A 12,939-nucleotide genomic window follows, 5' to 3' on the forward strand; every position below is an offset into this window, starting at 1 on the left:
ACCTCTCGAATCAGCGCTGGTACGGGCGTTCGGCGCGGGCGGAGCGCAGGGTCTCCCCCCACCAGGACAGGCGGTCGAGCATGACCTTCGCGGCGAGCGCGCTGTCCTCGCCGTCGCGTGGTGCGCCGTCCTGGAAGACGTTCCACACGTTGGTGAAGCTCAGCGATTCGCGCACGGTCATGGCGTGCAGCTCGGCGAACACGTGCCGCAGGTGCTCGACGGCACGCAGCCCCGCGCCCGCACCGCCGTAGGACACGAACCCGACCGGCTTGGCGTTCCACTCGGTGTTGAACCAGTCGATGGCGTTCTTCAGCACCGCGGGCGGCGCGTGGTTGTACTCGGGCGTCACGACCACGAACGCGTCGGCGGCGGCCAGCCGCGCGCCCAGGGCGTCCCGGACGCGCGTGGTGCCCGGGTCCGGGTCCTGGCCGGGCGCGGGCAGCACCAGGGGCAGCGGGTAGTCAAGCAGGTCGAGCACCTCCACGGCGAAGTCCGGGTGGTGGCGCGCCTGCTCGGCGAACCAGGCGGCGGCGGTCGGCGCGAACCGCGTGTCGCGGACGCTCCCGACGATCACCAGGAGGTTGAGCGGTGACGTCATGACGGGACCTTTCGTGGGGTGGACGTGCGCAGACCCGCCAGCGCGACCGCCGCGCCGACCACCGCCGCGGCGGTGACCAGCACCATCGCGGCCCGCGGCGACCGCGCCAGCAGGAACGCGACCAGCGGCAGCGAGGCGACCGAGCCGAACTGCACGAACGCCTGGTAGACCGGCACCGCGACCGCGCGCTGGGCGGGCGGCACGGTCGCCGTCGCCTGCACGTTGAGCGCGACGAACGACAACACGAAACCCGCCTCCACCAGCAGGAGGACGGGCAGCAGGCCGGTCGCGTACGGCTCGGGGTCCGGCCGCGCCAGGTACAGGGCGTCGCCCGCGAGCGAGCACACCGCGCCGGCCGCGATCAGCCGCGCGGTGCCGAACCGCTGCACGAGGCGTGCGCCGTACGGCGCGGCGAACACCAGCGGCAGGCTCGCCGGCAGCAGCGCGAGCGCGAGCTGCCACGGCGCGAGGTCCCGCAGCTGCACGGTGACCAGCAGCAGCAGCCCGATGTAGGTGCCGTTGAGCACGAACGCGCCGAGCCCGGCGCGCAGCAGCGCGGAATCCCGCAGCAGGGCGGCGGTGAGCCGGGGCGGCGTGGCGACCGCCGCACGCGGGACGACCCGCAGGCCGGCCGCGAACAGCACCAGGGCGACCGGCGCGGGGAACAGGAACGTCCAGTGCCAGCTCACCCCGGACAGGACGCCGGACAGCAGCAGGCCGACGGTGAACCCGGCCGCGCCGAACAGCGAGTACACCGAGACCGCCCGCCGCTGCGCCGGTCCCTCGAACACCGACACGATGATCGCGAGGCCGGCGGGCGCGGTGAGCGCGGCGCAGAAACCCTTGACGACGCGGCTCGCGACCAGCAGCTCCGGCGAGGTGGCCAGCCCGCCGACCACCGACACCGCCGCGAACACCAGCATCGCCGCCAGGTAGACCTCCTTGCGGCCGAACCGGGCGGCCAGCCGCGGGCCGGGCACCAGCAGCAACGCGAAACCCAGGGCGAAACCGCTCATCACCCACTGCGCGCCCAGCGGCGGCACGCCGAACTCCGCGCCGATCGGCACCAGCGCGGGCAGCACCACGGCCACCTCGACCGCGTCCAGCAGCATGTTCCCGGACAGCACGAACAGCAGCGCCCAGGCCCGGCGGTCCCACCGCGCACCGTCAGGCACGGGCGGGTTCCCGCTTCAGCTCCGGCGCGAGCCGCTGGGACACCAGCTCGACGTGCCGGGTCACCAGGTCGTCCGGCATCCCGGCCACGCTCGCCCAGAACACCAGGTGCCGCACGGGCAGGCCGCGGGTCCGCTCGCGGATGCGGTCCACGGCCTCCTCCGGCGTCATGACCTCCAGCGGCGCCCACGGGCCCTCGGTGCGGCGGTCGCGGGTGGGTCCCGGCTCCAGCAGCGGCGGCGCCGGGTGGTCGGTGCCCTCCACCGAGCCGAGCCGGTAGGTGTTCTGCTGGTGCGCGAGGTGCGGCGCGACCCGCGCCCACGCCTCGTCCGGGTCGTCGGCGAGCAGCACCGGCAGCAGGTCGGACACCCTGGCCGTGGCCGGGTCGTGGCCGCCTTCCACCAGGCCCTCGCGGTAGTGCACGAACATCTCCGCGGAGATGTGCAGCAGCCCGATGCCCAGCCGACCGGCCAGGCGCGCGCCGCGCGGGCCGTAGAAACCACCCCACAGCGGCACCGGGTCCTGGAGCGGCAGCGGCGTGATGCCGCCCTCCGCCCACAGCCGCCGCACCTCGCGGACCACCCGCTCGGTCTCGGCGAACTTGCGGTTGGGGTTCGCGCCGAACAACTCGTACTCGGGCACCCGGTAGCCCGCCCCGATGCCGAGTTCGAGCCGCCCGCCGCTGATCAGGTCCACCACCGCCGCCTCCTCGGCGAGCTGGGCGGGCTTGCGCAGCGCGGGCAGCAGCACGGCCGTGCCGATCCGCACCCGCCTGGTCCGCGCGGCGGCGGCGGCGGCGAACGTCAGCGGCTGCGGCAGGTACCCGTCCTCGAACAGGTGGTGCTCGGTGAACCACACCCCGTCCGCGCCACGCGCGTCGGCCTCCTCGCACAGCTCCAGGCTGCGCGCGTAGTGGTCGGCCCAGGGCCGCTCCCACCGGGCGGGGTTGCGCAGGTCGAAGAGAAAACCGACGTCCATCGTGTGCTCCAATCAGTCGCGCCAGCTCCGGGCTCCCGCGAACCCGCCTGCCCGTTCCGGTCGCCGCCACCGCGCCGACCGGCGGCCCGGCCCGGCGGGCGGCGGCTCCTCCGCCACGTGCCTGCGCAGGACGGCGGCGAGCGCGGCCAGCTCCACCAGGTCGGGTTCGCCCTTGACCACCCGCACCAGCAGGGCGGGTTCCGCGTCCGCCGGTGCGCCGGCGACCTCGACGTCCCCGGCCCGCGTGGCCGGCGCGGGCCGGGGCGACGGCACGACCACCTCGGGCCGCGTCTTCTCCGGCGCGGTCACTGCGGCGGGTTGCCGTGCTTGCGGCGCGGCAGGTCGGCGTCCTTGGTCTCCAGCATCGCGAACGTGCGGATCAACACCGAGCGCGTCTCGCGCGGGTCGATCACGTCGTCCACCAGGCCGCGTTCCGCGGCGTACAGCGGGTGCACCAGCTCCCGCCGGTACTGGTCGATCTTCTCCCGGCGCGTGGCCGCCGGGTCGTCGGCCGCGGCGATCTCCCGCCGGAACACGACGTCCGCCGCCGCTTCCGCGCCCATCACGGCGATCTCGTTGGTGGGCCAGGCCAGCGCGATGTCCGCGCCGATCGACCGGGAGTCCATCACGATGTACGCGCCGCCGTACGCCTTGCGCAGCACCACCGACACCCGGGGCACGGTGGCGTTGCAGTACGCGTACAGCAGCTTCGCGCCGCGGCGGATGATCCCGTCGTGCTCCTGGTCCACGCCGGGCAGGAAGCCCGGCACGTCGACCAGCGTGAGCAGCGGGATGTTGAACGAGTCGCAGAACTGGACGAACCGCGCGCCCTTCTCGCTGGCCTTGATGTCCAGCACGCCCGCCAGCGCGGACGGCTGGCTGGCCACGATCCCGACGAGCTGGCCGTCCAGCCGGGCGAACGAGCACACCAGGTTCGGCGCCCACAACGCGTGCACCTCCAGGTGGTCGCCGTCGTCGACGATCTCCTCGATCACGTCGCGCACGTCGTAGGCGCGGGTCGCGTCGGTCGGCACCAGGTCCAGCAGGCGCTCGCCACGCCGGTCCACCGGGTCGTCGCCACGCACCACGGGCGGCAGCTCGCGGTTGTTCGGCGGCAGCATCGACAGCAGCAGCCGGACGTCCGCCAGGCACGACTCCTCGTCGTTGTAGACGAAGTGCGCCACACCGGAGGTCGCGCCGTGCACGTCCGCGCCGCCGAGGCCCTCCATCGAGACCTCTTCGCCGGTCACCGTGCGCACCACGTCCGGCCCGGTGATGAACATCTGCGACACCTCGCGCACCGCGAACACGAAGTCGGTCAACGCGGGCGAGTACGCCGCGCCACCCGCGCACGGGCCGAGCATCACGCTGATCTGCGGGATGACACCGGACGCGCGCACGTTGCGCTGGAAGATGCCGCCGTACCCGGCCAGCGCCGACACGCCCTCCTGGATGCGGGCGCCCGCGCCGTCGTTGAGCGACACCAGCGGCGCGCCCGCCGCGATGGCCAGGTCCATCACCTTGTGGATCTTCTGCGCGTGCGCCTCGCCCAGCGCGCCGCCGAAAACGCGGAAGTCGTGCGCGTACACGAACACCCGCCGGCCCTCGACGGTGCCCCAGCCGGTGACCACGCCGTCGCTGTGCGGTCGCTTGGCCTCCAGCCCGAACCCGGTGGCGCGGTGCCTGCGCAACGGCTCGATCTCGGTGAAGCTGCCCTTGTCCAGCAGCAGCTCGATGCGCTCGTACGCGGTGAGCTTGCCCTTGGCGTGCTGCCGCTCGGTGGCGCGCGGGTCGGCGCCCGACCGGCTCGTCTCCTTCAGCGCGGTCAGCGCCTCGATCTGTTCGACGAACCCAGCCGGTTCCCGGACGGTCGTCATGGCCTTGTCCCCCAATCGAAAGCGGTCAGCCGAGCAGCGTGCCCCCGCTGGCGTCGACGAACGAGCCGGTCACCCAGCGGGCGTCGTCGGAAGCCAGGAACGCCACCACGTCGGCCACGTCGCGGGCCTTGCCGACCCGCTTGAACGCGGAGAGCTGCGACATCGCCTCGACCGCCTCCGGGATGTCGAACACCGGGCTGCCGTTGTCGGTGATGCCCGGCGCGACCGTGTTCACGGTGATACCGCGCGGCGCGAGGTGGCGGGCGAAGTGCAGCGTGATCTGCTCGACCGCGCCCTTGGTCATCGAGTACGCCACCTGCTCGGGGTTGGCGAACTTGGTCAGCCCGGAGGAGATGTTGATGATCCGGCCGCCGTCGGGCAGCAGCGACAACGCCCGCTGCACGATGAAGAACGGGGCCTTGGCGTTGACCGCGAACAGCCGGTCGAGCTGCTCCGGCGTCACGTCCTCGGGCGCGAGGCCCGCCGCGGTCTGCTCACCCGCGTTGTTCACCACGATGTCCAGCGTGGTGTCGCCGGTGCGCTCCTTGAGGCCCTGCTCCAGCCCGAGGAACAGCTCGTGCACGTCGCCCGGCACGCCGAGTTCGGCACGCACCGCGAACGCCCGGCCGCCGTCCTTCTCGATCAGCGCCACGGTCTCGTTCGCGGCCTCCTCGTTGGCGGCGTAGTGGACGGCGACCAGCGCGCCCTCCTCCGCGAGCCGCTGCGCCGTGGCGCGGCCGATGCCCCGGCTGGAGCCGGTGACCAGCGCGGTCTTGCCGTCGAGCTTGCCCATGCGTGTGGTCCCCTGATCCTCTGCGGTGGCGGGCGGCCCGTCGAGGCCGCTGATCATGCGGGCCAGGTGCCCGCGGACGGCGTCGTACCGCATCAGCTCGGCGAAGGTGTCGCGCAACGGCTCCACCTCCGGCCCGCCGAGCAGCAGCAACGCCTGTGCCTGGATGTTGGTGAGGGTGCGCGCGCCGACCGCGTGCCGCGTGGTGTCGTAACGCGCCAACCGGTCGTGGCCGCCGAGCGCGGCGAGCAGTTCGCCGCCGAGGGCGGCGGCGTCCTGGAGGCCGAGGTTGAGGGCCTGCCCGCCGACCGGCATCTGCCGGTGCGCCGCGTCGCCCGCGAGCAGCACCCGACCCCGCCGGTAGGACGCGGCCTGCCGCCGGGTGTTGCCGAACGCGTTCAGCCACGTCGGGGTGCCGCCGGAGATGTCCTCGCCGGTCACCTCGGCCCACGCCGCGACGATCTCCGGGTAGTCCGGGGTGCGCGGCCTGGGCGTGGCGCCGAAGACGTGCACCATCACCCGCGTGCTGCCGTCCGGCCAGCGGAACGCGGTGGCCAGCCCCTTCGGGTGCCGCTCGAACCGCCGGTTCGGGATGTCCAGCCCCACCACGTCGGCACGCAGCATCTCCAGCGTGGCGTCCTCGCCGGGGAAGTCGAAGCCGGCGAGGACGCGCACCGAGCTGTCCTCGCCGTCGCAGCCGACCAGGTAGGCGGCGGTAATCCGCTCCCGACCGCGCTCGGACGCGGTCTCCGCCACCACGTGGTCGGCCTGCTCGGTCAACGCCACCAGCTCGACGCCGCGCCGCACCCGTGCCCCGAGTTCCACCGCCCGCTCCTGGAGCACGCGCTCCAGGAGGGTCTGCGGGCACTTCCACTGCCCGGCGAACCGGTGCTCCGGGTCGGCGAGGGTCAGGTCCAGCGGCAGCCCGCCGAAGTGGCCGGGGCCACCCGACGGGAGCTTGCCGAGCCTGCCCAGGACGTCCCGCTCGGCCAGGACGTCCATGGTGCGGGCGTGCAGCGTGGAGGCGCGGGACTCCGTGGTGGGCGTGGTGAGCCGCTCCACCACGGTGACCCGCGCGCCGCCGGCGCACAGGTCGCCCGCGAGCAGCAGCCCCACCGGGCCCGCGCCCACCACCACGACGTCGGTGTCCATCGCCTTAACGCCGCGCTTCCGCGTAGTTCTTGGCGTGGCCGAGGGTGGCGCGGCTGTTGTTGCCCAGCGCGTCCCGGATGAACTGCCGGGCCTCCGCCACGCCCGCGTCCGGGCCGAGCACCTTCGCGATGTTGTCGGCGTTGAGGATCACGGTGTGCTGCGAGGTGGCCGTGGTGACGCCCTTCTCGTCCTCCTCGAACGTCCAGTAGCCCGTGTGCAGGTCCATCAACGCGGGCAGCGTGGTCTGCTTGTAGGCGATCTTGTGGTGCGGGAAGCAGACCCGGACGGACTCGGTGGTGTGCGACGAGCCGTCCTTGGTGAGCGTCTCCATCCGCAGCACCTGGAGGCCGGGCGTGTCCTCGGTGAGCGTCACCGACGCGACGTGCGGCAGGCGCTCCTTCCACCGGCCGGCCTCGTTGATGAAGTCGTACACGTCCTTCGCCGAACCGTTGACCTGCACGCTGTCCTCGAAGGACAACGTCAGCTCGGCGGTCTGCGTGGCCAGCTCCACGTTCGCCTTCAGCGACGGCAGCTCCGCCTTGCTGTTGCGGTCCACCGCCTCGTCGATCCACTTCAGACCCTCGGGGTCGTCGTCGATCGCGCGGTAGGTGTGCAGCAGCCGGAGGTGGGTCTTGTCGTCGTCGAGCGGTTCGATGACCCACGTGCCGCTCATCTGGGCCACCGGCGGGGCGGACACCTCCTGCGCGAACGTGATGCGCAGGTTCTCCGGGTCCAGCTCGCGGCGCGACGCCCAGTTCTTCGGCTCGCCGTTCGCGGTGGCCCAGATGCGGATGCGCTCGCTGTTGCCGTCGCGCTCCAGGTAGTCGACGTACACCGAGGGCGGGAACAGGCGGGGCCAGTTCTCCACCTCGGCGAGCAGCCGGTAGACGTCCTGCGGCGCGGCGTGCACGGTGATCGAGTGCTCGACCTCGCGGACGGGGTTCCCGGTCATGCGGGGCTCCTTCGGGGGGTCGGTGGGATCAGAAGTTGCCCAGGCCGCCGCAGACGTTGAGCGCCTGCGAGGTGATCGAGGCGGCGACGTCCGAGGCCAGGTAGCCGACCAGGCCCGCCACCTCCTCCGGCGTGGAGTACCGGCCGAGCGGGATCTTGGCGTTGAACTTCTCCAGGATCGCGTCCTCGGAGGTGTTGTAGGCCGCCGCGTAGCCCTGCCGGACCCGCTGCGCCATCGGGGTCTCGACGTAGCCGGGGCACACCGCGTTCACGGTGATGCCGGTCGGCGCGAGTTCGTTGCCCAGCGCCTTGGTGAAGCCCACGACGCCGTGCTTGGACGCCGAGTACGGCGCGCCCAGCACCACGCCCTGCTTGCCCGCGGTGGACGCGATGTTGATGATCCGGCCGCGGTCCTTCTTGCGCATCCCACCGGTGTTCAGCACCTCGCGGGTGACCAGGAAGACGCTCGTGAGGTTGGTGGCGATGACGTCCAGCCACAGGTCGTCCTCGATGTCGGCGGTCACGCCGCCGCCGCTGCGCCCGGCGTTGTTCACCAGCACGTCGATCGTGCCGAACCGGTCCACCGCGGCCTGGACGACGTTGGCGATGTCCGCCTTCTCCCGCACGTCACCCGTGGTGCCGTCCACGTCCAGGCCCTCGTCCTGGAGGTCCTTGACGGTCCGCACCAGCGCTTCCTCCCCCCGGGCGCACAGGAAGACGCGGTGCCCCTGGCGGGCGAGCTGCCGGGCCGAAGCCAGGCCGATACCACTGGTCGCGCCGGTGACCAGCGCAACCCTGCCCTCGTCGGTCATGTCTAATCCCCTCGTCGGCTCAGACCGCCTGCGCGGCGGCGAGGTGTGCGTTGACCAGGTCCACCAGCGCGGTGGGGGTGCGGGCGGCGGCGAGCGCGTCCTCGTCCAGGCTGATGCCGTACTCGCGCTCGATCCGGCCACCGGTCTCCAGCAGCGCCAGCGACTCGTAGCCCAGTTCCTCGAAATCGGTCTCGGCGATGTCGCCGTCCAGGTCGACGCCCTCGTCGGCGCCCGCGGCCTCGCGCAGGATGCGCGTGAGGTCCTCGATGGTGAACTTGTCGACCGCCATGGCCAGGTCCTTTCGTGTGGGTCAGCGCGGCGCGCGCACGACCATCGCCGAGTTGAAGCCGCCCTGGCCGCGCGCCACCACCAGCGCGGACCGCACGTCCGCGCGGCGCGGCGCGCCGGTCACCAGGTCCAGCTCGTAGCGTTCGGACAGGGTGGTGTGGACCGTCGGCGGCAGCACGCCGTCGCGGATCGCGAGCAGCGCCGCCGCCAGGTCCAGGGGCGCCGCGCCCGAGTACAGCCGGCCGGTGCCGGTCTTGGGCGCGGTCACCGGCACGCCGCGCGGGCCGAACACCTTGGTGATCGCCTCCGCCTCGGCGCGGTCCAGCTCGGGCACGGCCGCCGCGTCGGCGAACACCACGTCGATCTCGTCGGGCACCGCGCCCGCGTCGGCCAGCGCGTGGTCGATCGCCTTCTGCAACGTGGGCGCGCGGTCCCGGCCCGGCGCGGGGTCCACCGTGGACGCGTGGCCCGCGACCACGCCGTAGACCCTGGCGCCACGCGCACGGGCGTGCTCGGCGTTCTCCAGCACCAGCAGCGCGCCGCCCTCGCCCGGGACGTGCCCGGCGGCGCGGTCGTCGAACGGCAGGTAGGCGCGTGCCGGGTCGTCCCGCTCGCTCAACCGGCCGCTGGTCAGCTGCGCCACCCAGCCCCACGGGCAGATCGACGCGTCCACCGCGCCCGCCAGCACCATCGAGGTGCCCTTGCGGATCTGGCGGCGTGCCTGGGCCAACGCGTCCAGGCCGCCGGCCTGGTCGGTCACCACCACGCTGCTCGGGCCGCGCAGCCCGTTGCGGATGGAGATCTGGCCGCTGTTGACCGCGTAGAACCAGGCGAACGACTGGTAGGCGCTGACGTACTGCCCGCCCTTGCTCCACAACGCGCGCAGCTCGTTCTGGCCGAACTCGAAACCGCCCGAGTGGCTGGCCGTGATGACGCCGACGTCGTACTCCGGCAGGTCGGCGGGCACCACGCCCGCGTCGGCGAACGCCCAGTCGGCGGCCACCAGCGCGATCCGCGTCATCCGGTCGGTCTGCGGCAGCAGCCTGCTCGGCAGCACCTCCTCCGCGGCGAAGTCGCGGATCTCGCCCGCCAGCCGCGCCGGGTAGTTCGACGGGTCGAACCGGGTGACCCGGCCCAGCCCGCTCACGCCCGCCAGCGTGTTGGCCCAGTAGGCGTCCAGGCCCAGCCCGGTCGGCGCGGCGATGCCGAGCCCGGTGACGACGACCTCGGTCATCGCGCGCTCCGATCGGGGTTCGCCAGCACGACCGCGCTCTGGAAACCGCCGAACCCGCTGCCCACGGACAGCACCGCGTCGGTCTTCCAGTCCCGCGCCACCAGGGGCACGTAGTCCAGGTCGCACTCGGGGTCCGGGTTGTGCAGGTTCGCCGTCGGCGGCACCACGTCGTGCTGCATCGCCAGCACGGACGCGGCGACCTCGATGGAGCCGATCGCGCCCAGCGAGTGGCCGACCATGGACTTGATGGAGCTGACCGGCGTCCGGTAGGCGTGCTCGCCCAGGCTGCGCTTGAACGCGGCCGTCTCGTGCCGGTCGTTCTGCTTGGTGCCCGAGCCGTGCGCGTTGATGTAGTCGATGTCCTCGGGGTTGAGCCGGGCCTCGGCCAGCGCCACCCGGATCGCCTCGGCCATCTCCTTGCCGTCCGGCCGCAGCCCCGTCATGTGGAACGCGTTGGAGCGCGTCGCGTAACCCGCGACCTCGGCGTAGACCTTCGCGCCGCGCTGCCGGGCGCTCTCCAGCTCCTCCAGCACGAACACCGCCGCGCCCTCGCCCATCACGAACCCGTTGCGGGACGCGTCGAACGGGCGGGAGGCGTGCTCCGGGTCGTCGTTGCGCGGCGTGGTCGCCTTGATCGCGTCGAAGCAGGCCACGGTGATCGGCGAGATCGGCGCGTCGGTGGCGCCCGCGACCATCACGTCCGCGGAACCCTCCCGGATCACGTCGGCCGCGTAGCCGATCGCGTCCAGGCCGGAGGTGCAGCCGGTGGAGACCACCGTGCTCGGGCCCTCCGCGCCCGACGCCCACGCGACCTCCGTCGCGAAGGAGCTGGGCACCATGTAGTTGTAGAGGTGCGGCACGGCGTAGTTGTGGTCGACCAGCTCCAGCCGGCCGCCGTCGCTGACCGTCCGGTACTCCTGGTCCAGGCCCATCGTCGCGCCGACCGCGCTGCCGATCGTCACGCCGATGCGGCTCGGGTCGAGCGCTTCGAACTCCAGGCCGCTGTCCGCGATCGCCTCCCGCGCGGTGACCACCGCGAACTGGGCGGCGCGGTCCATCCGGCGGATCTCCTGCGGGCTCAGGCCGTGCAGCTCCGCGTCGAAGTCCACCTCCGCCGCCACCTGGGAGCGGAACGGCGACGGGTCGAAGAACGAGATCCGACGGGTCGCGGTGCGCCCGGCGGTCAGCAGGTCCCAGAAGTTCTTGACGCCGGGGCTGCCGGGCGCGGTCACGCCCACCCCGGTGATCACCACACGGCGGGTCACGTTGTGCTCCAGTGGTAGAAGCGGCTCGCCATCGCGTCGGCGGGCGAGCGCCACGTCTTGGGGTCGTAGGCCTCGATGAACGGCTTGAGGTCGGCGCTGATCTGCACGAACCGCGGATCGGTCTTGGCCTCCTCGATCAGCTCGCCGCCGTTCTCGCCGTCGAAGTCCTGGAGGTGGAAGTACAGGCCGCGGTACTGGAAGAGCTGCCGGCGGCGGGTGCCCATGCGGTGGGGCATCTCGGTCTGGTCGAACTCGCGGAAGAGGGCGGCGACGTCGCCTGCCGACTCCGGCTGCATCCGAGCCACGATCAGGGTGCTGTGCATCTTCTCTCCGTCAGGTCAGCCGACCGGCCCGAACCAGCGGTTCAGGGCCATCGGCAGGTCGTGGTGGCTTCCGGGCGCGGCCCAGGCCACGTGGCCGTCGGGCCGGACCAGCACCGCGGTGACGCCCGCGGGCGTGTCGCGCGCGGTGGCGGTGACGATGTCGATCCGGTCCACCCAGGGCTCCGCCCGGCGGCGCAGGACCTCGTTGTCCCCCAGGTCGAGCAGGACGCCGCGGCCGGAGCGCAGCAGCTCGGTGGTGCTGGTGCGCCGGCCGCCGCGGTCCAGTTCCAGGTGCGGCACCCGCAGGCCGAGCAGCGGGTTCGACCCGCCGCCGACGTCGTAGCGGATGTCCAGCCCGCTCACGCGGGCCGCGAGGTGGCGTTCCACCTCCGGGTAGCGCAGCAGCTCGCCCAGCACGTCCCGCAGCGGCGTGACCTCCGGGCCGCCGAGGATGAACAGGCTCTGCGCCTTCGTGTTGGCCAGCAGCGCGCGGCCGACCGCGTGCCGCTCCTCGTGGTAGGTGTCCAGGAGGGAGAGCGGTGCGGTGCCGCGCAGCACGGCGGCGAGCTTCCAGCCCAGGTTCACCGAGTCCTGGATGCCGGTGTTCATGCCCTGGCCGCCCGCCGGGAGGTGCACGTGGGCCGCGTCGCCCGCGAGCAGCACCCGACCGCGCCGGTACTCGGTGACCTGGCGGGCGGCGTCGCCGAACGCGCTCACCCACACCGGTTCGGCGTGTGAGATGTCGGTGTCGGTGAGCCGCTTCCAGATGTCCGCGACCTCCGCGAACTCGGGCGGCCCCGACCGGCGGCGGGGCGGGGCGCCCCGTTCGCCGACGATGACCCGGTGCGTGCCGTCGGGCAGCCGGGCGGCCATCACCATGCCGCCGGGCACCTGCTGGCCGATCATCCGGGGTTCGATGTCGACGCCCCGCACGTCGGCCAGGAACAGCTCCGTGGTGGCCTCCGTGCCGGGGAAGTCGAAGCCCGCGAGCTTGCGCACCGCGCTGCGCCCGCCGTCGCAGCCGACCAGGTAGCGGGTGCGCAGCGTCCGGTTGGTGCCGCGCACGGTCACGTCCACGCCGTCCGCGTCCTCGGTGAACCCGATGAACTCGACACCGCGCCGGATGTCCGCGCCGAGGCCGCGCGCCCAGCTCTCCAGCACCTCCTCGGTGGCGGACTGGGGCACGGTCTTGGCCGACTCGCGGGCCGCGCCCAGCACGCCCAGGTTCAGCGGGATGCCGCCGAAGTGCCCGAACGTCCCGGTGCTCAGCTCGCCGAACCGGGGCAGCAGGCCCCGCTGGTCGAAGACCTCCGCGGTGCGGATGGTGAAGCCGATGCCGCGCGACTCGCCGGTGCGGGCGGGCAGCTTGTCCAGCACGATCACGTCGACGCCCGCCAGGCGCAGTTCCCCGGCCAGCATGAGACCGGCCGGGCCGGCGCCGACGACGACTACCGAAGCGTCCATTCGTCTCTCCCCAGGAAGTTCGTGGAACCGCTGA

At 73.0% G+C, this 12,939-nt stretch carries 13 protein-coding genes; all 13 read right to left on the reverse strand.

What is annotated here, in order from left to right; all coding sequences use genetic code 11:
• Positions 1 to 10: 10 nt before the first annotated feature.
• Genes KZQ38_RS14035 through KZQ38_RS14095 form a run of 13 tightly spaced genes read right to left on the reverse strand, consistent with a single transcriptional unit; the run spans position 11 to position 12,905 of the window.
• Complete coding sequence (locus KZQ38_RS14035; protein ID WP_219442080.1) at positions 11 to 598, reverse strand: NADPH-dependent FMN reductase; 588 nt, start codon at positions 596 to 598, stop codon at positions 11 to 13.
• A complete protein-coding gene (locus KZQ38_RS14040) occupies positions 595 to 1,773 on the reverse strand; it encodes an MFS transporter (protein ID WP_219442081.1) in 1,179 nt (392 codons plus the stop codon). Before KZQ38_RS14040 ends, KZQ38_RS14035 begins: the two co-directional genes overlap by 4 nt.
• Positions 1,766 to 2,749 carry an LLM class flavin-dependent oxidoreductase gene (locus KZQ38_RS14045; RefSeq protein WP_219442083.1) on the reverse strand — a complete coding sequence of 328 codons (984 nt, stop codon included), beginning with the start codon at positions 2,747 to 2,749 and terminating at the stop codon, positions 1,766 to 1,768. The genes KZQ38_RS14040 and KZQ38_RS14045 overlap by 8 nt, the downstream gene beginning before the upstream one ends.
• Positions 2,750 to 2,761: 12 nt before the next feature.
• Positions 2,762 to 3,058, reverse strand: coding sequence for an acyl-CoA carboxylase subunit epsilon (locus tag KZQ38_RS37075; protein ID WP_219442085.1), 297 nt, complete (start codon positions 3,056 to 3,058; stop codon positions 2,762 to 2,764).
• Entirely contained in the window at positions 3,055 to 4,626 is a 1,572-nt protein-coding gene (locus tag KZQ38_RS14055) for an acyl-CoA carboxylase subunit beta (protein ID WP_219442087.1), read from the reverse strand. The genes KZQ38_RS37075 and KZQ38_RS14055 overlap by 4 nt, the downstream gene beginning before the upstream one ends.
• 25 nt (positions 4,627 to 4,651) lie before the next feature.
• On the reverse strand, positions 4,652 to 6,568 hold the full coding sequence (locus KZQ38_RS37080) for an SDR family oxidoreductase (protein WP_308258396.1): 1,917 nt from the start codon (positions 6,566 to 6,568) through the stop codon (positions 4,652 to 4,654).
• Between the two features lie 4 nt (positions 6,569 to 6,572).
• Complete coding sequence (locus KZQ38_RS14065; RefSeq protein WP_219442089.1) at positions 6,573 to 7,520, reverse strand: aromatase/cyclase; 948 nt, start codon at positions 7,518 to 7,520, stop codon at positions 6,573 to 6,575.
• Positions 7,521 to 7,548: 28 nt separating this feature from the next.
• Positions 7,549 to 8,331, reverse strand: coding sequence for a 3-oxoacyl-ACP reductase FabG (fabG, locus tag KZQ38_RS14070; protein WP_219442091.1), 783 nt, complete (start codon positions 8,329 to 8,331; stop codon positions 7,549 to 7,551).
• Between the two features lie 19 nt (positions 8,332 to 8,350).
• Positions 8,351 to 8,620, reverse strand: a complete 270-nt coding sequence (locus KZQ38_RS14075; RefSeq protein WP_219442094.1) for an acyl carrier protein — start codon at positions 8,618 to 8,620, stop codon at positions 8,351 to 8,353.
• A gap of 21 nt (positions 8,621 to 8,641) precedes the next feature.
• A complete protein-coding gene (locus KZQ38_RS14080; RefSeq protein ID WP_219442096.1) occupies positions 8,642 to 9,853 on the reverse strand; it encodes a ketosynthase chain-length factor in 1,212 nt (403 codons plus the stop codon).
• Positions 9,850 to 11,118 carry a beta-ketoacyl-[acyl-carrier-protein] synthase family protein gene (locus KZQ38_RS14085; protein WP_219442097.1) on the reverse strand — a complete coding sequence of 423 codons (1,269 nt, stop codon included), beginning with the start codon at positions 11,116 to 11,118 and terminating at the stop codon, positions 9,850 to 9,852. The genes KZQ38_RS14080 and KZQ38_RS14085 overlap by 4 nt, the downstream gene beginning before the upstream one ends.
• Positions 11,115 to 11,441, reverse strand: a complete 327-nt coding sequence (locus KZQ38_RS14090; RefSeq protein ID WP_219442099.1) for a TcmI family type II polyketide cyclase — start codon at positions 11,439 to 11,441, stop codon at positions 11,115 to 11,117. Before KZQ38_RS14090 ends, KZQ38_RS14085 begins: the two co-directional genes overlap by 4 nt.
• A gap of 15 nt (positions 11,442 to 11,456) precedes the next feature.
• Entirely contained in the window at positions 11,457 to 12,905 is a 1,449-nt protein-coding gene (locus KZQ38_RS14095) for an FAD-dependent monooxygenase (protein ID WP_219442101.1), read from the reverse strand.
• Between the last annotated feature and the right edge of the window lie 34 nt (positions 12,906 to 12,939).

Source organism: Saccharothrix obliqua (assembly GCF_019375475.1).
GTDB classification, from domain to species: Bacteria; Actinomycetota; Actinomycetes; order Mycobacteriales; family Pseudonocardiaceae; genus Actinosynnema; species Actinosynnema obliqua.

Coding starts and splice junctions, on each gene's coding strand:
- fabG (WP_219442091.1), bottom strand. CDS start 8,331: ATGACCGACGAGGGCAGGGTTGCGCTGGTCACCGGCGCGACCAGTGGT.
- KZQ38_RS14095 (WP_219442101.1), bottom strand. CDS start 12,905: ATGGACGCTTCGGTAGTCGTCGTCGGCGCCGGCCCGGCCGGTCTCATG.
- KZQ38_RS14080 (WP_219442096.1), bottom strand. CDS start 9,853: ATGACCGAGGTCGTCGTCACCGGGCTCGGCATCGCCGCGCCGACCGGG.
- KZQ38_RS14035 (WP_219442080.1), bottom strand. CDS start 598: ATGACGTCACCGCTCAACCTCCTGGTGATCGTCGGGAGCGTCCGCGAC.
- KZQ38_RS14065 (WP_219442089.1), bottom strand. CDS start 7,520: ATGACCGGGAACCCCGTCCGCGAGGTCGAGCACTCGATCACCGTGCAC.
- KZQ38_RS14055 (WP_219442087.1), bottom strand. CDS start 4,626: ATGACGACCGTCCGGGAACCGGCTGGGTTCGTCGAACAGATCGAGGCG.
- KZQ38_RS14045 (WP_219442083.1), bottom strand. CDS start 2,749: ATGGACGTCGGTTTTCTCTTCGACCTGCGCAACCCCGCCCGGTGGGAG.
- KZQ38_RS37080 (WP_308258396.1), bottom strand. CDS start 6,568: ATGGACACCGACGTCGTGGTGGTGGGCGCGGGCCCGGTGGGGCTGCTG.
- KZQ38_RS14090 (WP_219442099.1), bottom strand. CDS start 11,441: ATGCACAGCACCCTGATCGTGGCTCGGATGCAGCCGGAGTCGGCAGGC.
- KZQ38_RS14075 (WP_219442094.1), bottom strand. CDS start 8,620: ATGGCGGTCGACAAGTTCACCATCGAGGACCTCACGCGCATCCTGCGC.